The following is a 21,069-nucleotide window of genomic DNA, read 5'->3' on the forward strand; positions in this document are numbered from 1 at the left end:
TTCGTACTGGCATCATTTAAGATGTCTATCAGATCCGTTAAGATCTGTTGTGTTTGTTCCGCCGGCAGAACCGGTTTCCCAAACGATATTTCGTTGACATTTTGCTGTTCAGTTTTCAAGGTTCATAGTGTTAATGTTATTCACTGCGCTGTTGTTTCAGCAACTTTTACATCATAACATGGTGTAATCATCGTGTCAACAACTATTTTGAAAAAGTATTACTTGCCTTTGAAACCGATTAAACGTGTTCCGAAGGACAAGTAATAATATACATCATATAGCATCTAGTTTGCAAGCCTTTTTTAAAATTAAACCGGATTTTTTTTTCGGCCATCGATGACAAACAGCAAAATCCCCAGTAATACAACGATTCCCCCAATGATTTGTGCTATTGATAAACTTTCATTGAAGATGTAATACGCTAAGATCGACGCGCCTACAGGTTCAAAAAGAATCGCAATAGAAATCGCATTTGTACTCACCCATCGAATCGCCCAGTTAAATAAAGTATGTCCCAGTAGGTTCGGGATGAGCGCTAAAAGTACAAACCACATCCAATCGGATTGCGAATGAGGACCGAAGGATTCCCCTTTTATTAATACATAGAAGAAAAGAGTAATTGTACTGATTGAGTAAACTACAAACGTATACGTGATAAGAGACAACCTTTGCCGGACGTCCTGGCCGAATAAGAGATAAGCTGTAATTAACGCACAACCGATCAGTGCAAGGATATCACCGAAAAACGCAGTTCCTCCGAGTTGAAAATCACCAAAACTAATAATCACGCTGCCGGTTATCGCAATAACTGCAGACATGATTGTTTTGAAAGACAATTTTTCTTTAAAGAAAAAGTAAGTTCCCGCGAACGCGAAAATTGGTTGAAGTGTGACTAAAACTGTAGAACTTGCCACAGATGTATAATTAAGCGATTCAAACCAAAAGATGAAGTGGAACGCTAAAAACACCCCTGCAAGAGTTGAAAATATCCAATCCCTCTTTTTCAGCACAGTTATTTCTTTTCTGTATTTCAATAAGAATATCGGCAGCATGAGGAGAACCGAGAAAAACATTCTGTAAAAAGCAGTAACCCCTGCTTCGGCCGATACTAGTTTCACAAAAATGGCCGATAAAGCAACCGATATAACCCCTATAATGATAGGAATGGCTGGATGTATAGCTGGTTTGTTCATGAATACACATCACTTTCCTTCTATTGATGATTACAATAGTATGTTTTTGGATATAGCATATAGTATATCAGACATTTTCGTTCTAAAAATTATGCATTTTAATCTTACTGATAAATTTGTAGCTAATCGATAACAAATTAAGGTAAAATCAAACGACTCACCCATTCTCATTTTAAAAGGAGCACACATTCATGACCAATTGGGTTCAACTTCTAAAAAACGGTAACAAACCGGCACTTTTAGCTGCTATCGTCAACGTCATTATTGCCGGTCTAAAAGCAGGAGCTTTCTTTCTAACAGGTAACGTTGCCATGTTCGCTGAAATGATGCACTCAATCGGGGATGCCGCTAACCAACTGTTTGTTTATGTTGGTTCTGCCCTTTCCAAAAAGGCCCCGACACCTAAATATCCAAATGGATTTGGTAGAATTGTTAATCTTGTCTGCCTTGGAGCAGTTTTAATCGTAGCCATCCTTTCTTATGAAACCATAGTTGGAGGAATTCATCACATCCTTCATCCTTCAGAAAGTGGAGGCTTGTGGATTAACCTCGGAGTTCTTGGAATCGGGATTGCATTAGAGTCTTTCGTTCTCTATAAAGCATCCAAAGAAGTCTTTCACGATGCAGGTATAGAACATATGGGATTATCATCATTCCCTAAAAGCTTCGCCCATCTCAAAAAGGCAAAACCTCCGACAAAATTAGTGTTCATGGAAGACTTGGTTGCTACTAGCGGCGGAATAATCGCGTTTGTTGCTGTCTTACTTGCTCATTTCTTCGGATGGTTCGCTGCAGAAGGAGTCGCTTCCATCATTATCGGGGTGATGATGTTTTATGTAGTAGGTAAAGTCTTCCTCGAAAATGCCCGGGGAGCAATCGGTGAAACCGATGAAGAAATGCTTGCACATATTTCACACTTACTTGCAGAAGACCCTGACATTGTCGATATCCAGCGAGTCGAGGTTGTGAAAGAAGGCGAATATCTACATGTGGAAATCGTTGCCGAAGTCGCCACTTCGAATACGGTTGAATATGTACTGAAAGTTAAAGATCGTCTACTAATGACTATTCTGAATCAGAAAGGCATTCAAGATGTCATCATTTCGTTAGTGGGTGATGATGGAGTTGAGTCCTGGACTGGAACAAATAGCTCAAAACTCATCGAAAACCGAAATAAGCTCCCTGAATAACAAAAACGCGAGTCAACTTTAATAACAGTTGACTCGCGTTTTTATGATTACAATGAATTGGTCAAAATTTGGACGACATCATTCTTATCCAGCTTCGCGAAGTTCCCTACAGGCCCTCTCGAAGCAGCTTTCTCTGCCATCAATTCGATTTTCGATGCATCAATATCGTAATGTGTAAGTTTCCGTGGCGCACCGATTGAAGACCAGAATTCCTCCAGTTTACTGATTCCTTCTAAAGCAGTCTCTTCATCTGACTTACCAGTCGGGTCAACGCCAAATGCTTTCACAGCTAATTGAGCATACCGTTGTGGGTTCAAATGCATGGTATACCGCATCCACTCTGGGAATAGGATAGAGAGGCCGCCTGCATGAGGGATATCATACACAGCCGATACTGCGTGCTCGATCTCATGAGTACCCCAGTCACCATTGTAACCCATGCGCAGGAAGCCATTCAGTCCCCAAACACCTGCAAGCATCATTGTCGCCCTTAAGTCATAATCATTTGGATGGTCAACGACTTGGGCCCCCGTAGCAATCAATGTACGGAGAGCACTCTCACACATTTCGTCCTGGAAAGGTGTATTGGAAGACTCGTTGAAGTATTCCTCAAATATGTGGGACATCGTATCTACAATTCCGTTCACCGTCTGGTCACGAGGTACCGACATCGTATAAGCAGGATCTAAAATCGAGAATTTAGGATAATTAAACGGCGTTCCCCATCCATACTTTTCTTGTGTTTCTTCATTAGTAATGACGGAACCTGCGTTCATTTCAGAACTAGTCGCAGACAACGTCAATACTGTGCCGAATGGAAGGGCATCCTGGGGAACCGCTTTACGGACAACAAAGTCCCATGGGTTGCCATCATATTTAGCAGCACAAGCGATTAACTTCGTACAGTCAATGACAGACCCTCCGCCGACAGCTACAATTACGTCAATGTTTTCACGTTTACATAGTTCTGCCGCCGCAATGGCAGTCGAGAGTCTAGGGTTAGGCTCAACTCCACCAAATTCATGTACGTCGAGTTCCCCTTCTTTCAATACGCTCATCACATCGTCATATACACCGTTCTTTTTTATACTTCCTCCACCGTAAACGACAAGGACATTATTTCCATACTTTTTAAGTTCCTCGGCTAAATTCGAAACTTGCCCTTTACCAAATAACAATTTTACTGGATTTTGAAATACGAATTTATCCACGATTATCGCCTCCTCAGACTATTTCTATTATGTTTTACGAATCTTTGCGATGCAACTGTTCTGCCCGAAAGCTGGAAATGAAAAAGAGCACCCCTTGAATAGGAGTGCTCTTGATAGATGTTAAGCCCATCCACGGAAACGTGATGCTTCCGCTGTTTTACGAATACCGATCATATACGCTGCAAGGCGCATGTCAATACCTCGTGTAGTTGCCTGCGAATAAACATTCTCAAACGCAGTAACCATTTTAAGAGTCATTTTTTCACGAACTTCTTCTTCAGTCCAGTAGTAACCCATGTTGTTCTGAACCCATTCAAAGTAAGAAACGGTGACGCCGCCTGCACTAGCAAGCACGTCAGGAACAAGTAAGACTCCACGTTCTGAAAGAATTTTCGTAGCTTCACTTGTTGTCGGGCCGTTTGCTGCTTCGACAACAATGGACGCTTTGATGTTATGTGCATTGTGTTCCGTGATTTGGTTCTCGATTGCTGCAGGTACGAGGATATCACAATCCAATTCCAGCAGCTCTTCGTTCGTCAATGTATTTTCGAACAATGTAGTTACAGTTCCGAAACTATCACGACGATCGAGCAAGTAATCGATGTCCAAGCCGTCCGGATCATGCAAAGCACCATAAGCATCAGAAATTCCGATTACTTTAGCGCCTGCGTCATGTAAGAATTTAGAAAGGAAGCTACCCGCGTTACCAAAACCTTGGATAACAATACGAGCACCTTTCATATCGATACCACGACGTTTAGCTGCTTCGTTAATAATAATCGTTACACCTTCAGCAGTCGCACGGTCACGACCTTGTGAACCACCGAGAACAATAGGTTTTCCTGTTATGAATCCTGGTGAGTTGAACTCATCAATTCTGCTGTATTCGTCCATCATCCACGCCATAATCTGTGAGTTTGTGAAAACATCCGGTGCTGGAATGTCTTTAGTTGGTCCCATAACTTGGGACAACGCGCGGACATAACCACGGCTAAGACGTTCTAATTCATCCATAGACATTTCACGGGGATCACAAATGATGCCGCCTTTACCGCCGCCGTATGGTAGGTCTACAATACCAGCTTTAAGTGTCATCCACATAGAAAGTGCACGCACTTCATCCAAAGTAACATCCGGGTGGAAGCGTACTCCACCTTTTGTTGGTCCAACAGCGTCGTTGTGCTGGCCGCGGAATCCAGTGAAGACTTTCACTTTTCCATCGTCCATCTTAATCGGGATACGTACTTCCGTCATGCGCATTGGTTCTTTCAGAAGTTCATACATTCCTTCATCGTAGCCCAGCTTGTCAAGTGCTTCTTTAATAACAACTTGTGTCGATGTGAACAGATTCAGGTTTTCAGTCATTGTAATGGCTCGCCTCTTTGTTTCATAATGTTTTTCCTTACTCATAGTATCATATTGACCATCGTAATTGGAAAGAATTTTTAGTTAGTGAATACGCTTTTGATTTTTTCAAGTGCCCAATCAAGTTCTTCTTTAGTAATAACCAATGGTGGTGCAAAACGGATTACCGTATCATGTGTTTCTTTACAAAGAAGTCCAAGCTCCTTAAGCTTTTCACAATAAGGACGAGCCTCTACAGTCAACTCCATTCCGATGAACAAACCGCGTCCGCGTACTTCGGTAATGACGTCATTTTCAATCTTTTGAAGCTCTTCTTTGAAGTAGTTACCGAGTTCAAGAGATTTGTCTGCAAGTTTTTCGTTTTCAAGTACTTCCAAAGATGCAATTGAGACAGCACAAGCCATTGGGTTTCCGCCAAAAGTGGATCCATGTGAACCTGGGTTAAATACTTCAAGCACTTCTTTGTCAGCTACGACACATGAGATCGGGAATACCCCGCCACCAAGTGCTTTACCGAGAATATACATATCCGGGTTAATGTCTTCCCACTCACATGCGAACATTTTACCAGTACGGCAAAGACCCGCTTGGATTTCGTCTGCAATGAAAAGGACGTTATTTTCTTTACACAATTCACGTGCTTTTTTCAAGTAGCCTGCCGGCGGGATGATAATTCCAGCTTCGCCTTGAATCGGCTCGATGATGAATGCAGCTGTATTTGGTGTGATTGCTTTCTCCAACGCATCAATGTCACCATAAGGAACAAGTTTGATACCTGGAAGCAATGGACCGAATCCGCGCTTATATTCAGGGTCTGAAGATAGGGATACTGCGCCCATCGTACGTCCGTGGAAGTTTCCTTCACAGCCGATGATTTCAGCTTTATTGTCTTCAACGCCTTTAACATCGTATGCCCAGCGACGTGCAGCTTTGATTGCTGTTTCTACGGCTTCAGCACCTGTGTTCATCGGTAACGCCATTTCTTTACCAGATAGTTCAGTAATTTTTTGATACCAAGGACCCAACTGATCGCTATGGAATGCACGTGAAGTTAGAGTAACTTTGTCTGCCTGATCTTTAAGTGCTTGAATGATTTTAGGATGACGGTGTCCTTGGTTCACTGCAGAATATGCTGAGAGCATATCCATATATTTGTTGCCTTCTGGATCTTTTACCCATACACCTTCTGCTTCTGAGATAACAATTGGTAGCGGGTGATAGTTTGGTGCACCATACTTATTAGTTTGTTCAATCACTTGTTGAGATACTGTCATTCGAATTCCCTCCTCGGTTAGGTATGTAGGTACAGCGCCTGTCTTTTGACAGGCGACTGCTTGAAGCTGGACTTATAGCATTTCCGAAGTTGTTTTACCTTGCATGTGAAGTTGCAAGTAGTCCGGGCCGCCTGCTTTTGAATCAGTACCCGACATGTTGAATCCGCCAAACGGCTGGTATCCAACGATTGCGCCTGTGCAACCACGGTTGAAGTACAAGTTACCACAGTGGAAATCTTCGCGAGCTTGCTCGATGTGCTCACGGTTATTTGTGATAACTGCACCTGTCAAACCATAATCCGTATCGTTTGCAATCTGAATTGCTTCTGTAAAGTCTTTCGCTTTTCCGATCGCTACGACTGGTCCGAAGATTTCTTCTTTCATGATGCGTGCATCAGCCGCCACGTCTGCAAATACAGTCGGTGCGATGAAGAATCCTGTTGAGCTGTCGCCTTCTCCTCCAGCAATCAGACGGCCTTCTTCTTTCCCGATTTCAATGTAGCCCATGATTTTGTCGAATGCAGCCTGGTCAATTACCGGGCCAGCGAAGTTCGACTGTTCAACTGGGTTGCCGTAAGTCAATTCTTTTGTCAGTTCTTCAACGCGAGCGACTACTGTGTCATAGACATCTTCGTGAATAATTGCACGTGAACATGCTGAACATTTCTGTCCACTGAAGCCGAATGCGGATTTTACGATGGATTGAGCAGCTAGTTCCAGATCTGCTTCGCTATCGACAACGATCGTATCTTTACCGCCCATTTCAGCGATGACACGCTTCAACCAGATTTGGCCTTCGTTCACTTTTGAAGCACGTTCGAAAATGCGAGTACCGACTTCACGTGAACCTGTGAACGATACGAAACGCGTACGTGGGTGATCCACTAGGTAGTCACCGATTTCAGAACCTGAACCTGGCACATAGTTTACGACGCCTGCAGGCATTCCCGCTTCTTCAAGTACTTCCATGAATTTGTAAGCGACTACTGGTGTTGTCGAAGCCGGCTTGAGTAGGACTGTATTTCCTGTTACAAGTGCAGCTACTGTTGTACCCGCCATGATCGCGAACGCAAAGTTCCATGGAGAGATGACAACGCCAACACCTAAAGGAATGTAGTCAAAACGGTTGAATTCGCCTGGACGGCTTTCTACCGGCATACCGTCTTTCAATTTCAACATTTGACGAGCGTAGTATTCCAGGAAGTCGATTGCTTCAGCAGTATCTGCATCCGCTTCGTTCCATGGCTTACCAGCTTCTTTTGTCAAGAGTGCTGAGAATTCGTGCTTGCGGCGACGAACGATTGCTGCAGCTTTGAAAAGGATATCTGCGCGCATTGCTGGTTCAGTCTTTCTCCAAGTATTGAATGTTTCGTCTGCAACTTTCATCGCTTTTTCTGCAATATCTCTACTTGCCTTAGATACACGTCCGATAATTTCTTCTTTGTCAGCTGGATTGAAGGATACGAGCTTATCATCAGTCATGATACGCTCCCCGCCTACGATGAGGGGATAATCTTTACCCAAATATGCTTCCACGGTCTTAAGACCTTCCTGGAATGCTTTTTTATTTTCTTCGATAGTGAAATCTGTGAATGGTTCGTGTTTGTACGGTATCATGATAGTCCTCCTTTAAATAGGTCATGCAAATAATATTTGCACTTCAATGTTAATTACACTTATAATAATGCAAGATAATGTTGCACATTGCAAGTGTTATTGTTTAAGCGAAGAAAAAAAGTTGGGCGGTGACGATCTGTGAGTGTTTTCGACGAATCACTATTTCCTTTTTATGAATTTGCTGTACAGCATGCTGGAGTTGGTATCCATGCTGTAAACAGTGAAGGCCGAACTATTATTTATAACGATAAAATGAAAGAAATCGAAGGACTGGATCTCGAGGATATCCGTGATTTATCCATATTGGAGTTATTCAGTTTCCGTCAGCACCCGAGTACTTTGATGGAAGTGCTGCAAAGCGGAAAAGAGCAATTGAACATTAAACAGACTTATTGGAACCAAAACGAAACTGAAATCACGACGATTAACAACACTTATCCTATTGTTAATGACGGATTACTTATTGGTGCAGTTGAACTCTCTCATGACGTGACGGCACTTGAAAAGTTCGTTCTGCAACCGTTGACGAAGGACCGGGAACCTGTTTTACTGAACAACATTGTTGCAGAATCCGATTCCATGAAAAAAATTATCGCTACAGCAAAAAAAGCAGTCCGCGCAAAACTCCCTGTCCTTCTTGTCGGTGAAGCGGGCACCGGAAAAGATCTTGTTGCCCAAGGAATCCATCATGAAGTTCCTGTAGCCGATTCATCTTTTTATACACTCTACTGCAATCGATCGGATAACCAATCGATCGATCGTCTTGCGACTGAGTTGAAGACGGATGCTTCGTTCACTCTATTTTGCGAACGAATCGACTTTTTATCCATCGAGCTTCAGCGTAAGCTTCTCAGAATTTTAGAAAGTTCGGATTTCCATAAACGGCAATTCATCGCTAGTATCGGTGAGGATCCTGTGGAACTCATCGCTGCAGGCAGTCTGTTAAAAGAGCTGTATTACTTTTTCGCTTCCTTTACGATCCGTTTCCCGCCTCTTCGGGAGAGGAAGGAAGATATTCTCCCTTTCGTCAAAAGGTATTTAGCTAGACGCAAAGAAAGTTTAGGCACCGCATTAAATGACATTACAGATGACGTTCAGGAGCTCTTCCTCTCCTATACTTGGCCGGGAAATATCCGCGAACTGGAAATGTTATTGAACGAAGTGGCGTCCCTCTCTTCAGCGGAAACTACGATTACTTATGAGATGCTCCCTCAGTACTTCAGAACTAAAAGTGCTGTGATGGATGAAGGTTCAGTTCCATTACCTTCTTTCATCATGCCTAGTGAAAAGGATTTGCTTCCTCTTGATAAGTTTTTAAGAGAAGCGGAATCTTATTATTTGCAAAAGGCGCTGGCGATTCATGACGGCAATATTACTAGAACGGCGAACGCCCTTTCGATGAGTAGGCAAAATCTCCAATATAGACTTCGGAAAAACAAAAAAGGAGGAGAGGCATAATAAAGCCTCTTCTCCTTTTTAATATCCTGATTTGCCGATCCAGTCTCTCAGCTTATCTTTAAGAGAGTTGAATCCTTTCTCGTCTTGTTCGTCCACCCGTTCTTGCAAGGATTTACGTGGACGACTGATTTTCTTAGTAGGTGCTGGCGGTTCTTGTAACGCACGGATGGACAAACTGATTTTGTTATCCGTCTCGTCCACTTCCAACACCTTTACAGTTACTTGCTGGCCAACCGATAAATGCTCGTGGATGTCCTTCACAAATCCGTAAGTGATCTCAGAAATGTGCACAAGTCCTTGAGTGGATTCATCAAGAGCGACAAATGCACCATAAGGCTGAATGCCTGTAACTGTACCTGACAGTTCTTCACCTGCTTCGTATTTACCTGTCATGCGAACAGCTCCCAATTGTGTTTTGACTATCTGAAATTGCCATTGCGGCCATTCTCAGTATACCATTTGTACACTATTGGAGCAAAAGATAGTCACATAGACCGTATTTGTACTTTTAAAAACGAGATTTACGAAATGATACATTTAGCTTCGAATTTCACAGCCAATAACTTATACGATATTTGCATGCACTCTTCTAAAGGAATCCACATGGCATAAGAGTGTTCATAGATTTCGCGAATCCGTTTCGCTAGATCTGTTGGATGATCCAATAGATGGAGATCGGCCACGACATCTGCTATTTCTAATTGGTAGGCATCTGGCCCCGCAAGGAAAGGATCCCATTCTTCTAGTAAATGAACTGCTTTTTTATTCATTTCTACAGTTTGCACGTCAAGTCACCTGATTTTTTCTTTTTATTTATGATAGCATAGGAAAGGAAAAGAAAACAGACTTAGGGGGATTATGTATGAAAGAATTCACTGCCACTAAAAACCGTCGGAATACGTCGTCAATGAAGTGGGATCGGATGGATCGCATTTATGGGATAGAAAATCCGGAAGAGATCCTTCCAATGTGGATTGCAGATATGGACTTTGCTGCACCTCAACCTGTCATCGATGCTTTGAAAGAACGTTTGGACCATGGGGTGTTCGGATATTCGTACGTATGCGAAGGCTGTAAAGACGCGATACGGGAATGGATGTCCAATAAGCATGGATGGCAAACTAAAAACGAATGGATGCTATCCCATCACGGAGTGGTACCAGCGATTGCATCCGTTGTGGAAACACTGACAAAAGAAGGAGAAAAGATTCTCATCACTCCTCCTGTCTACCCACCATTCTCCGGAATACCTAGTTTACAAAACCGTACGCTTGAAGAATGTACGCTCGTCGAAAGAAACGGAACGTATGAAATTGACTTCGTCCAATTCGAAGAATCTTTGAAAAAAGGTGTCAGATTTTTCATTTTTTGCAACCCTCACAACCCTGGCGGAATTGTTTGGCCGGTACCTGTATTACAAGAAATCGTTCGACTCTGCGCTAAATATGATGTCGTTATTCTGTCTGACGAAATCCATGCCGATCTAGTGTTTGCTCCTTACAAACATACTCCTTTACATACAGTAGCGGGAGAAGAGGGAAACCGAATCATCACTTGTGTCGCACCAACCAAAACGTTCAACCTAGCAGGAATTCAAGCTGCTATGATGATCATTCCGGATGAAGAGATACGTGAGCGGTTGCGCGATAACGGCATGGCACACGGACAAATGGAATTGAATGCTTTTGCAAACGTGGCATTGAAAGCTGCCTATCGTCACGGTGAGCCCTGGCTTGAAAACTTACTTCAAACTGTGTCCGATAATATGGATTATGTAATTGAAACTTTGCCTGCCCAAGTCCCTGGAGTTACAATCATGAAACCTCAAGGAACGTATTTACTTTGGATAGATTACCGCGGGACAGGACTTTCAGAGGAAGAAATGATGGACAAGTTATTGAATAACGGTAAATTGGCACTTGAACCTGGTACAAAGTACGGAGAAGCAGGCCGCGGATTCTTACGGATGAATGTTGCCACTTGTCTTTCTACGGTCCAGGATGGTGTCGAGCGTTTTATAAATGGCATGAAAAACTGAAAAACGAGCATCCTCATGAGGAATGAGGATGCTCGTTTTGTTGTTCACGCGCCTCTCTGCGTTCCCGCAGAATGCGCTCTTCCAATTCTTTCGTTTCCAATTCTTGCTTTTTAGAGTTGCGCTGAATCCATATGAAAGTCAGCACAAGAAGAACCATGAAAAAAGCAAAGGAAATGGCCGCTGGTATATATTCTGATTTGTCTTCCGGAAAATACAGGAAGGGCATAAGAACGGTCACCATGGATAACACTTCCTAACCGATAGATTTAGTGGCGATTACTCGCCTTGAATATCGATAGACTCGATTTTCACTTCTTCAACCGGCTTATCTTGAGCGCCAGTTTTCACTGTGGCAATCTTGTTGACGACGTCCATTCCCTCGATAACTTGTCCAAACACAGTATGCTTTTGGTCCAAGTGAGGAGTACCGCCACGCTCTGCATACGCGTCAGCGATTTCTTCAGGCCATCCGCCTTTTTTCAATTGATCCGCATTAGCGCCAGCTAAATTAGAAGCTTGAACGATGAAGAACTGGCTGCCGTTTGTGTTCGGTCCAGCATTCGCCATGGACAATGCGCCATTCAAGTTGAAAAGATCCATCGTAAATTCGTCTTCGAACGAATCGCCATAAATACTTTCTCCACCCATACCTGTACCAGTTGGGTCTCCACCTTGGATCATGAAGTCTTTAATGACACGGTGGAAAATAATACCGTCATAATACCCGTCTTTTGCATGGGTTAAGAAGTTTTTCACCGTTTTTGGTGCTTTTTCTTCAAATAGCTTGATTTTAATCGGACCAAGCGTGGTATTCATAGTAATAAGTTTTTCTCCTGCTGCTACTTCATTAGATAATTGTGGATACATCTGGGAGTCCTCCTTAGGAATCGTTTTTTCTGGTTCGTCTGCTTGAGACGTTTCACCTTTTTCAGGTGACGGCTCCTTCTCTTTAGACTCTTGTTTTCCGCACGCGGATACAATTAGGATCAATGCTAAAGAGAGCATGAGCATAGTAAGTTTTTTATGCAATTGTCTCACCCTAAATCAGTTTACCACATGATTGGATGAAATCGAACTACGAGCACTTGACTTCCTTCGGGAGGCGAATTGTTTTATACTATTCAAATACAATTTTTATAGAAGGAAGGTCACCTATGGATATTCAAAAAAGAAATTTCATCATTATCTGGGTGTCAAACTTTCTAGTTGCAGGGACAATGACAATGATTATGCCGTTCTTGTCATTATATATTGAAACCTTTGGCGATTACTCGGATGCTTACGTGCAGAAATGGTCAGGTCTCGTTTTTGGTGCGACATTCATCTCCGCCCTTATCATGTCACCGATCTGGGGACGTATTGCGGATAAATACGGATTTAAACCCATACTTATTATAAACGGTTTCGGAATCGCGATTTCAGTATTCCTAATGGGGTTTGTCCATTCCGTTGAAGCTTTTTTCTTACTCCGTCTCCTGAATGGTGTTGTTACGGGTTTCATCCCCACTTCCCTTGCATTCATCTCCGCGAACACAAAACGTGAAGAAGCCGGTAAACGGTTAGGTACACTTCAGATGGGGAGTGTGACCGGTACGTTGTTCGGACCTGTGTTGGGCGGACTTCTTGCCGATGCTTTCGGATTCAAGTACACATTTGTCATCACTTCGATTTCTGTCATCGTCGCTGCCCTCATTATCGTATTCGGTATTAAAGAACAACGGAAAGTGAAAACGGGCCGGGAAATTGTCTACTCACGTAAGACAATTTTAAGTGGTCTCCTCCACCATCGATTGATGTTGAATGTAATGGTCGTAACTGCACTCATTCAAATCGGGAATTTCAGTATACAGCCTTTGCTTTCTCTGTACGTCTCGCATTTGACCGACTCAAAGGACGTCGCTTTTCTAGCAGGGATCACATTCAGTGCTGCAGGTGTCGGAAACTTATTGTTTGCCCGTAAGTGGGGCAAGCTTGGTGATGATATCGGGTATGAGAAAGTCCTCGGATTTCTATTGTTGCTATCGTTCATCTTCATCGTTCCTCAAGCATTTGTCAGTAGCTTGTGGCAGCTCGTTATCTGGCGATTGCTCTTCGGGATTGCTATGGGCGGGATGATTCCGATTACGACTGCACTCGTTCGAAGAGAGGCACCGCTTGATGTACAAGGTGAAGTGATGGGCTACAATACAAGCTTCCGTTTCCTAGGGAATATCATCGGACCTATGTTTGGCGGAATTATTAGTGGCTTCGTCGGTATTTCATCGGTCTTCCTCTTCACTGGAGTATTGTTCTTGCTCGGTTTTGCATTCCTCTACTATGCCAAACGCAAACCGACACAAGATTTCGAAGATTTCCTTGCAGATTCACAACAGAAAAACACCTGAAAATATAGCACACTCCAAATACTGGAGTGTGCTATATTTTGTATAGGTACATGTAAGAACGGAGGGACCAGTTGTGAGACAGCTTGCAGGTTTTGCTGTCGCTTTGTTAAGTCTCCCACTGCTTTTCTGGCTACAACAGGAAGTCGCAGCGGAATGGCATGAGGCGAATGCGTATAAAGAACAAGTAGAAAAAACCATCGAATTATCTGATCCTGTTGTTACTAACCCAATGGCACTCTTCGATCGCAATGGACAGTTATTTGCAGAAGAATATGCCCAGTGGCGAGATCCGCTTCCTTTATCCGAAATTCCGTTGTTCGCTAAACAATTGTTTCTCGAGAGCGAGGACAAAGGATTTTACGCACATAGAGGATATGATGTCGCTGCTATCGCTCGAGCATTTGCAGTCAATGTGAATTCGAATGGTCTGAGTCAAGGGGCATCCACCATTACCCAACAAGTGGTCCGTATGCGTTTTCTTTCCCCGGAAAAAACCTATGAACGTAAATTCAAAGAAATCTTATATGCTGCTGAACTGGAAAAGCAATCGACAAAAGATGAAATCTTGGAAATGTATATGAACGAGATGTATTTCGGAAATCAGGTATATGGAATTGGTGCAGCGGCCACCTATTACTTCAGCAAGCCATTAGCGGAGTTAAGTGAAGCGGAAACCGCTTTTCTAGCAGCGATTCCGAACAACCCTTCTTTGTATGATCCATTGAAGCATTTTGACCGTACCAAAAAACGGCAAGAGCGACTTCTTCAAGTGCTGGTGAACAATGAAGTCCTTTCCGCAGAAGAGGGAAAAATTGTGCAGAGCGCTCCAGTCAAGCTCAAGTTAAAACAGAAGAACAGTCAATTCCCTGCCTACCATACGTATGTAGTTGACGAGCTTAAACAATTGATCAGTGAAAAAGAAGGCTTTACTGCTCAGTTACAGACTGCAAAAGATGAAGAGGCAAAAAAAGCGATTCAACATTCATTGTCGCGTCGTATCACTGAAGTGATCAACACCGGAGTGCGGATTGACACATCACTGGATCCTGTTAAACAACATCGTCTTGAAAATGGGATTTCAAATGTGCTTTCCGGGAGCGGAATACAATCCGGTGCAGCTGTTGTGGATAACCAATCTCGAGAACTTATTAGTGTTTATGGAGGATTCGGGTATCGGAAAACGGACTTCAATCGCTCCTTTCAAGCTGTGCGTCAGCCCGGATCGATCATAAAACCTCTACTCGTATATGCACCCTATTTAGAAAGCGGGACGTATACGGAAAACTCTCTTATCGATGGCAGTGGAATATGCATCGGGAGTTTTTGTCCTGAGAATTTCGGACGTTATTCATACGGAGTTTCAACTGTGAAAAAAGCGTTCAGTCAAAGTTACAATACGACAGCAGTCCGGATTTTCCAACGTGTCGGAATTGAGGAGTCGTTTGCTCACCTAGCTCCTTTCGGTTTCAAGCATGTCACCGAAAAAGATCATCAATATACTGCAGCTCTTGGCGGATTTGAAAATGGGATGACGCCTTTCGAAATGGCAAATGCGTATACGAGCTTCATAGATGGGACATTTAAACCTGCCAGAGCGATTCGTTCTGTAAAAGATCGGCAAGGGAATGTGTTATACCAATGGGAGGATGAACGTAAAGAGGTGTGGTCACAAAAGACGACGAAAAATATCCGATCTATGCTCGAAGAGACGGCACGGACCGGAACAGCTCGGGGTCTTCGTTCTGCGACGGGGTACACAGGAGCAAAAACAGGAACAACAAGTCATTACAAAGACTTATGGGTTGCTGGGTTGGACGACAAGTATACCGCCGCGGTTTGGATCGGGTATGATCGACCTCAATCGCTCCAGCAACAGAGTGAACAAAAATTGCATCTGAAGGTGTTTTCAGCTGCTCTTTCTGACTAGCTGCCAATTGGCAGCTGGTCTTTTTCGACTCCAGGGATACTGGCGGCAATCCCGTTATACAATCTTAGTAAAATGTAAACCACAGCTGAAAGCAGTACTGCCCACACGATGAATTCAAAGAAGATAATCCCGATGATCGCTGAAAATGGAAGCTGATGGTGCAACATATACGTGCTGTAGACAAAGTAAATGAACGTGACCGTCAAAAACACGAGCAGCAGCCAGTAAAGCGATTGGATGGCAAAAGCTGACGCAAGCGCACCGATGAAGTAAATGAGTTTGCCTCCTCTTTCGTCTGTCACATGCAAAACAGGGGCTTCTGTCGCAGGGGCCGCTTTGTAAAAGAATAACAGTGCTGTTTCATGAATTGTCGCTGCAATCAGTTTGAGTGCACTGAAAACCATGAAGTAAAAGAGCGCATAGACGGTTAGCAAGAACAATCGCAGCTGGGTATCTGTCAGGAATTCCAACAGACCATCATAAAGACCGATTTCACGAAACACACTCAATGAAAAACCGACTGTATACACTCCAAATGTTAAACTGAACAACATAATTGTAAAAAACGGCAAATAACTGAACAAATACGGATTTTTCATACTGCACCTCAGACTGACTGGTTATTTTATATGGTTTTTCCATGACTCTATAATATAGGAAGAGATTGATATACCGCAATCCCTTTCAAGTGCCCGCAGTGCAAAATGCGCTTGTTTACGTTATACTTTAAACCAATGTCGACATCATGTTAGTACAAGGAAGGAGGATTTTTAGTGGAATTTGTTTGGTTGATTTTCTTGCCGGCTTTAGCAGCTCTTTTCATTCCGACGTTGTTCCGTCGAGTCGCTGGCATACATACAGGTTGGTTTGTTCTGATTATCCCAGTAGTCCTGTTTGCCTACTACAGTACATACTTACCACTGACTGCAAGTGGAGAACACGCAGTCTCATCGTTCGATTGGATCCCCTCACTAGGAATCTCTTTTGTCTCCTATCTGGATGGTCTCAGCCTTCTATTCACACTGCTCATCACTGGGATTGGTGCGTTGGTTGTTCTGTATTCGATTTTCTATCTGGATAAGCACAAAGAAAAACTTGGTAACTTTTATGTTTACTTACTGCTTTTCATGACGGCAATGCTAGGCGTTGTACAGTCGGATAACGTCATTTCACTCTATCTATTCTGGGAATTGACGTCCATCTCTTCTTTCCTATTGATCGGTTATTGGTATACACGGGACGGTTCCCGATTCGGGGCCTTAAAATCCATGATGATAACTGTCGGTGGAGGATTAATGATGCTCGGGGGCTTTGTGATTCTCGGCATTTTAGGAGATACATACTCAATCCGTGAATTGATTTCCAGATTAGCTGATTACTCGGGAGATCCGTTGTTTACACTAGCAGCTGTTCTTCTGTTATTCGGGGCGTTTACGAAGTCTGCTCAATTTCCGTTTTACATTTGGCTTCCGGATGCCATGGAAGCGCCTACTCCTGTCAGTGCCTACTTGCACTCAGCGACTATGGTCAAAGCAGGATTATATCTTGTCGCTCGCTTTACGCCGATTTTTGCAGAGTCTCCCGTGTGGATCTGGCTCGTATCGGGCGTTGGGTTGCTCACGCTGATGTGGGGGTCGTTCTTTGCTGTGAAGCAAACCGATCTAAAAGGCATTCTCGCATTCTCGACAGTTAGCCAATTAGGTTTGATCATGTCTTTACTCGGTGCAGGAGCAATTGCGTACCATTCGGACGATGATCTTTTCCGATTGGCGATGTTTGCAGCAATTTTCCACTTAGTGAACCACGCAGTCTTTAAAGGCAGCTTGTTCATGATTGCGGGTATTGTCGATCACGAAACCGGCACCCGTGATATCCGTAAACTCGGCGGCCTGATGAGTGTCATGCCGATCAGTTTCACAGTCGCTTTCATAGGCGGTCTCTCGATGGCTGGTATTCCGCCATTCGGAGGGTTCTTGAGTAAAGAGTTGTTCTTGGAATCCATGCTCGCTCTGAAACACTTTGAACTGTTCAACTTTGATACGTGGGGTATTCTATTCCCTATTATCGCATGGGTTGCAAGCGTATTCACATTTGTCTACAGTTTCTACTTCGTCTTCAAGACATTCACAGGCGAGAAGAAATTTGACAGACTACCGCTTAAACCGCACGAAGCACCCATTGGCATGCTGATTTCACCTATCATTTTAGCAGTCAGCGTGATTGCACTGTTCTTCGTTCCGAACATTGTTGGTAAATGGCTGGTTGCACCTGCCGTCATGGCAGCGCAGCCTCAACTTTATAGCCTGCCTTCAGAAGCTGCTGTCCATGTACAAGCCTGGCATGGGTTCACGTATGTACCAATGTTGCTGACAGTTGCTGTCATTACAGTGGGGGTATTACTCTATACTTCTATTAAAAAATGGCAACCGGTGTATGCATTGCAACCGGATAAGTACTCATTGAACGCACTATACGAGGGCGTAATGACGTTCTCAGAAAAAGGGATGAATAAACTATCCCGGTTCTATATGAATGGGCTGATCCGTACGTATTTACTGTATATGTTCGCGTTCTTCTCCGTTATGACAATCGTTGTACTGTTTGCTAAAGGTGCTTTTGAGCTGGATATGAGCAGCCTTTCACCGATTACGCTATTTGCCGTTTTGAATGCGATTGTAGCAATTTTGGGAACTGGTATGGTCATCATGTCGAAAAACAGGATTTCCGCCATTATTGCATTAGGTGCGGTCGGCTACTCGGTTGCTTTGTTCTTCGTATTGTTCAAAGCTCCTGACTTGGCGTTGACGCAGCTCGTGATTGAGACGATTTCAGTCGCTCTCTTCTTGCTCGCATTCCGTCACCTCCCTGCGCTAAAGACGCACGGGGAAACAAAACAGAACAAGCTGGTGAACGGAATTGTTGCAGTAGCAGTTGGACTTTCAGTCACTCTCGTTGCGTTGTCCGCCCATTCCAATAAGCTTGTCTCAAGTATTTCACAGTACTATAAAGATACCGTCTATACAGAAGCAGGTGGCGGAAATATCGTGAACGTCATTCTCGTCGACTACCGCGGTTTTGATACATTGTTTGAAATCGCCGTCCTATCGATTGCTGGAATTGCTGTTCTCGGCATGATCCGTCTTCGCTTGTCGAGAAAGGGGTCCGATGATGAAAAATAATAATGTCATATTACAAACTACTACGAAAGTGACGTTCTTCATCATTTTCCTTTTCTCGATCCATATTTTCTTTGCCGGTCATTTCTCCCCGGGTGGCGGATTTGTCGGCGGACTGTTAACGACAGGTGCCATTGTGCTGCTGTTACTTGCATTTGATTTGGAGACCGTTAGAGCGACATTGCCTTTTAACTTCACTGTAGTGATAGCTGTCGGTTTACTGTTGTCGCTTGGAACAGCAGCAGGCTCCATTTTGTTCAATGTTCCATTTTTTACACATGCATTTGGACATTTCAATTTACCGCTTTTCGGTGACACTGAGCTGCACACAGCCATGATTTTCGACTTAGGCGTTTACCTCGTAGTCGTGGGTGCAGCAATTACAATTATTCAATCGATCGGGGGGGATGAGTAATGGAGTTACTCATGGCTATTGTAGCTGGGATTTTATTTACAGCTGCGATTTACTTAATTCTCTCAAGAAGCTTGATTAAAGTAATCCTGGGTACCGGTTTGTTAAGTCACGGAGCACATTTGTTCATCCTGACGATGGGTGGTCTCGGCGGCAGTTCGCCTCCGGTACTCACGGATAGCGCATCTGATTTTGCGGATCCCCTTCCACAAGCTTTGATTTTAACCGCAATTGTTATCAGCTTTGGAGTGACGGCGTTCATACTCGTCCTTGCCTACCGTACGTATGCCGTACACAAAACTGATGATTTGAATTCGATGAAAGGAAATGATGAGCATGATTAACCTTCTATTGTTTCCGATCATCATCCCGTTTTTCTTTGCGATTGTACTTCTGTTTTTCAAAGAGCAAGTACGCATCCAGCGAATCCTCACTGTCATTGGACTAAGTGTCAGTATTGCTTCAGCAGTAATGCTAATGATGAAAGTGAAACAGGATGGGATCCAAACACTGACACTCGGCAGCTGGCCAGCACCATTCGGGATCACTATGGTTTCGGATATGTTCTCTGCGTTACTCGTAACGTCTACATTAGTCATTACGCTATTCGTGTCCATTTATAGCTTCAGCTCAATCGGTGCAGAACGGGAGCGTTTTTTCTACTATCCTGCCATCCTCTTCATGATTACAGGAGTGAATGGGGCATTCACAACTGGTGATATTTTCAACATGTTTGTATTTTTTGAAGTGTTGCTGATCGCTTCTTACATGCTCATCGTTCTTGGCGGAGAGAAGAGACAGTTACGTGAGTCCATTAAGTACATACTTGTGAATGTCATTTCATCTGCATTCTTTGTCATCACGGTTGCGTATCTGTACTCAATCGTCGGAACGCTCAACATGGCGGATATCGGACAGAAAATTGCGGACATCGGACAGCCGGGAATCGTCTCGGTCATCGGGGTCCTGATGCTTCTTGTCTTCGGGATAAAAGCCGGGATCTTCCCTCTCTATTTCTGGATGCCGGGATCGTATGCTGCTCCCCCTGTTCCGATACTTGCACTGTTCGGTGCGTTGTTGACAAAAGTCGGTGTGTACGCCATCACACGGACTTACACACTGTTCTTTGTCCATGATCTTGCGTTTACGCACACCATCCTGATGGTACTTGCTCTGCTTACCATCGTTGCAGGTTGTATCGGTGCACTCGCTTATTTCGATTTGAAACAGATTATTATCTACAACATCCTGATCGCAATAGGTGTTATTCTCTTCGGAGTATCTCAAATGAACGAAGCTGGAATGCAAGGTGCCGTCTTCTACCTGATTCACGACATGCTCATTAAAGGCGCATTGTTCCTGATTATCGGGATTATGATTGTTGTCACCGGTACTTCCAATTTGCGAGAAATGGGAGGACTTATCAAAACCCATCCATCACTAGGTTGGCTATTTCTTATTGCCGCTTTCGGACTTGCCGGTATCCCTCCATTAAGTGGGTTCGTCGGGAAATTGCTGATTGTCCAAGGCGGATTTGAACACGGTCAACTATTCGGAACGATTGTGATTCTCGCTTCCAGTCTAGTTGTTTTACTATCAGTCATCCGGATATTCATCTATGCGTTTTGGGGAGAGCCGGTCACGTTACAGCCGACGAATCGTAAAACGTATCAACAGATGATGTTCCCTGCTGTGATTCTAGTAGCTCTGTCCGTTTTATACGGAGTCGGAACTGAGTGGATTTTCCCGTACGTATCAGATGCAGCCCATGTGCTGCTCGATCCGTCGAGTTATATTAACGCCGTGTTAAAGGAGTAGATCACG

At 43.7% G+C, this 21,069-nt stretch carries 19 protein-coding genes; 9 read left to right on the plus strand and 10 right to left on the minus strand.

Annotated elements, in window-relative coordinates:
• Positions 1 to 308: 308 nt before the first annotated feature.
• The gene (locus H9659_RS10790) at positions 309 to 1,193 is read right to left on the minus strand and encodes a DMT family transporter (RefSeq protein ID WP_191690364.1); all 885 of its coding nucleotides are present in this window, start codon (positions 1,191 to 1,193) and stop codon (positions 309 to 311) included.
• A gap of 191 nt (positions 1,194 to 1,384) precedes the next feature.
• Here H9659_RS10790 and H9659_RS10795 point away from each other — a divergent pair, with 191 nt between their 5' ends.
• Positions 1,385 to 2,383, plus strand: a complete 999-nt coding sequence (locus H9659_RS10795) for a cation diffusion facilitator family transporter (protein WP_191690366.1) — start codon at positions 1,385 to 1,387, stop codon at positions 2,381 to 2,383.
• Between the two features lie 47 nt (positions 2,384 to 2,430).
• Here the strand turns inward: H9659_RS10795 and H9659_RS10800 are convergent, their stop codons facing one another.
• The 4 genes from H9659_RS10800 to pruA form a co-directional block, all read right to left on the minus strand.
• Positions 2,431 to 3,594, minus strand: a complete 1,164-nt coding sequence (locus H9659_RS10800; protein WP_191690367.1) for an iron-containing alcohol dehydrogenase — start codon at positions 3,592 to 3,594, stop codon at positions 2,431 to 2,433.
• A 120-nt stretch (positions 3,595 to 3,714) separates the two neighbouring features.
• Positions 3,715 to 4,959, minus strand: coding sequence for a Glu/Leu/Phe/Val family dehydrogenase (locus H9659_RS10805; RefSeq protein ID WP_318240722.1), 1,245 nt, complete (start codon positions 4,957 to 4,959; stop codon positions 3,715 to 3,717).
• An 80-nt stretch (positions 4,960 to 5,039) separates the two neighbouring features.
• Entirely contained in the window at positions 5,040 to 6,233 is a 1,194-nt protein-coding gene (locus H9659_RS10810; RefSeq protein ID WP_191690371.1) for an ornithine--oxo-acid transaminase, read from the minus strand.
• A gap of 72 nt (positions 6,234 to 6,305) precedes the next feature.
• A complete protein-coding gene (gene pruA / locus H9659_RS10815; RefSeq protein ID WP_191690647.1) occupies positions 6,306 to 7,853 on the minus strand; it encodes an L-glutamate gamma-semialdehyde dehydrogenase in 1,548 nt (515 codons plus the stop codon).
• Positions 7,854 to 7,988: 135 nt separating this feature from the next.
• Here pruA and H9659_RS10820 point away from each other — a divergent pair, with 135 nt between their 5' ends.
• Complete coding sequence (locus tag H9659_RS10820) at positions 7,989 to 9,308, plus strand: sigma 54-interacting transcriptional regulator (RefSeq protein WP_191690374.1); 1,320 nt, start codon at positions 7,989 to 7,991, stop codon at positions 9,306 to 9,308.
• 18 nt (positions 9,309 to 9,326) lie between these two features.
• Here H9659_RS10820 and yugI read toward each other — a convergent pair whose 3' ends face one another.
• Positions 9,327 to 9,701, minus strand: coding sequence for a S1 domain-containing post-transcriptional regulator GSP13 (yugI, locus tag H9659_RS10825; protein ID WP_191690376.1), 375 nt, complete (start codon positions 9,699 to 9,701; stop codon positions 9,327 to 9,329).
• Positions 9,702 to 9,829: 128 nt separating this feature from the next.
• Positions 9,830 to 10,093, minus strand: a complete 264-nt coding sequence (locus H9659_RS10830; protein WP_191690378.1) for a DUF1871 family protein — start codon at positions 10,091 to 10,093, stop codon at positions 9,830 to 9,832.
• A 77-nt stretch (positions 10,094 to 10,170) separates the two neighbouring features.
• On the opposite strand from H9659_RS10830, the gene H9659_RS10835 reads away from it, so the two are divergent.
• Complete coding sequence (locus tag H9659_RS10835) at positions 10,171 to 11,346, plus strand: MalY/PatB family protein (RefSeq protein ID WP_191690380.1); 1,176 nt, start codon at positions 10,171 to 10,173, stop codon at positions 11,344 to 11,346.
• Between the two features lie 13 nt (positions 11,347 to 11,359).
• Here the strand turns inward: H9659_RS10835 and H9659_RS10840 are convergent, their stop codons facing one another.
• Together H9659_RS10840 and H9659_RS10845 are read right to left on the minus strand one after the other, a co-directional pair.
• On the minus strand, positions 11,360 to 11,587 hold the full coding sequence (locus H9659_RS10840; RefSeq protein WP_191690382.1) for a hypothetical protein: 228 nt from the start codon (positions 11,585 to 11,587) through the stop codon (positions 11,360 to 11,362).
• Positions 11,588 to 11,622: 35 nt separating this feature from the next.
• Positions 11,623 to 12,375, minus strand: a complete 753-nt coding sequence (locus H9659_RS10845; protein ID WP_225217788.1) for a peptidylprolyl isomerase — start codon at positions 12,373 to 12,375, stop codon at positions 11,623 to 11,625.
• A 125-nt stretch (positions 12,376 to 12,500) separates the two neighbouring features.
• Between H9659_RS10845 and H9659_RS10850 the strand changes: the two genes are divergently transcribed.
• On the plus strand, positions 12,501 to 13,730 hold the full coding sequence (locus H9659_RS10850; RefSeq protein WP_191690384.1) for an MFS transporter: 1,230 nt from the start codon (positions 12,501 to 12,503) through the stop codon (positions 13,728 to 13,730).
• Positions 13,731 to 13,803: 73 nt separating this feature from the next.
• Complete coding sequence (locus tag H9659_RS10855; RefSeq protein WP_191690386.1) at positions 13,804 to 15,657, plus strand: transglycosylase domain-containing protein; 1,854 nt, start codon at positions 13,804 to 13,806, stop codon at positions 15,655 to 15,657.
• On the opposite strand, the gene H9659_RS10860 is transcribed toward H9659_RS10855, so the two are convergent.
• Positions 15,654 to 16,256: a DUF5366 family protein gene (locus H9659_RS10860; protein WP_191690388.1), complete on the minus strand. Its 603-nt coding sequence runs from the start codon at positions 16,254 to 16,256 to the stop codon at positions 15,654 to 15,656. The two genes, H9659_RS10855 and H9659_RS10860, sit on opposite strands and share 4 nt — an antisense overlap.
• A gap of 174 nt (positions 16,257 to 16,430) precedes the next feature.
• Between H9659_RS10860 and H9659_RS10865 the strand changes: the two genes are divergently transcribed.
• From H9659_RS10865 to H9659_RS10880, 4 genes are read left to right on the plus strand one after another with little or no spacing between them, the layout of a single operon-like run.
• Positions 16,431 to 18,836, plus strand: a complete 2,406-nt coding sequence (locus H9659_RS10865) for a Na+/H+ antiporter subunit A (protein ID WP_191690390.1) — start codon at positions 16,431 to 16,433, stop codon at positions 18,834 to 18,836.
• Entirely contained in the window at positions 18,826 to 19,248 is a 423-nt protein-coding gene (locus H9659_RS10870; RefSeq protein ID WP_191690392.1) for a Na(+)/H(+) antiporter subunit B, read from the plus strand. The genes H9659_RS10865 and H9659_RS10870 overlap by 11 nt, the downstream gene beginning before the upstream one ends.
• A complete protein-coding gene (locus H9659_RS10875; protein WP_191690395.1) occupies positions 19,248 to 19,589 on the plus strand; it encodes a Na(+)/H(+) antiporter subunit C in 342 nt (113 codons plus the stop codon). Before H9659_RS10870 ends, H9659_RS10875 begins: the two co-directional genes overlap by 1 nt.
• Positions 19,582 to 21,063, plus strand: a complete 1,482-nt coding sequence (locus H9659_RS10880) for a Na+/H+ antiporter subunit D (RefSeq protein WP_318240723.1) — start codon at positions 19,582 to 19,584, stop codon at positions 21,061 to 21,063. The genes H9659_RS10875 and H9659_RS10880 overlap by 8 nt, the downstream gene beginning before the upstream one ends.
• Positions 21,064 to 21,069: the final 6 nt, after the last annotated feature.

This window comes from Sporosarcina gallistercoris (assembly GCF_014836415.1).
Classification (GTDB): Bacteria; Bacillota; Bacilli; order Bacillales_A; family Planococcaceae; genus Sporosarcina; species Sporosarcina gallistercoris.

What these genes read in the sequence shown, in the direction of transcription:
- H9659_RS10795 (WP_191690366.1), top strand. Translation starts at nt 1,385, where the DNA reads ATGACCAATTGGGTTCAACTTCTAAAAAACGGTAACAAACCGGCACTT.
- H9659_RS10875 (WP_191690395.1), top strand. Translation starts at nt 19,248, where the DNA reads ATGGAGTTACTCATGGCTATTGTAGCTGGGATTTTATTTACAGCTGCG.
- H9659_RS10850 (WP_191690384.1), top strand. Translation starts at nt 12,501, where the DNA reads ATGGATATTCAAAAAAGAAATTTCATCATTATCTGGGTGTCAAACTTT.
- H9659_RS10870 (WP_191690392.1), top strand. Translation starts at nt 18,826, where the DNA reads ATGAAAAATAATAATGTCATATTACAAACTACTACGAAAGTGACGTTC.
- H9659_RS10840 (WP_191690382.1), bottom strand. Translation starts at nt 11,587, where the DNA reads ATGGTGACCGTTCTTATGCCCTTCCTGTATTTTCCGGAAGACAAATCA.
- H9659_RS10790 (WP_191690364.1), bottom strand. Translation starts at nt 1,193, where the DNA reads ATGAACAAACCAGCTATACATCCAGCCATTCCTATCATTATAGGGGTT.
- H9659_RS10860 (WP_191690388.1), bottom strand. Translation starts at nt 16,256, where the DNA reads ATGAAAAATCCGTATTTGTTCAGTTATTTGCCGTTTTTTACAATTATG.
- H9659_RS10810 (WP_191690371.1), bottom strand. Translation starts at nt 6,233, where the DNA reads ATGACAGTATCTCAACAAGTGATTGAACAAACTAATAAGTATGGTGCA.
- H9659_RS10880 (WP_318240723.1), top strand. Translation starts at nt 19,582, where the DNA reads ATGATTAACCTTCTATTGTTTCCGATCATCATCCCGTTTTTCTTTGCG.
- H9659_RS10835 (WP_191690380.1), top strand. Translation starts at nt 10,171, where the DNA reads ATGAAAGAATTCACTGCCACTAAAAACCGTCGGAATACGTCGTCAATG.
- H9659_RS10805 (WP_318240722.1), bottom strand. Translation starts at nt 4,959, where the DNA reads ATGACTGAAAACCTGAATCTGTTCACATCGACACAAGTTGTTATTAAA.
- yugI (WP_191690376.1), bottom strand. Translation starts at nt 9,701, where the DNA reads ATGACAGGTAAATACGAAGCAGGTGAAGAACTGTCAGGTACAGTTACA.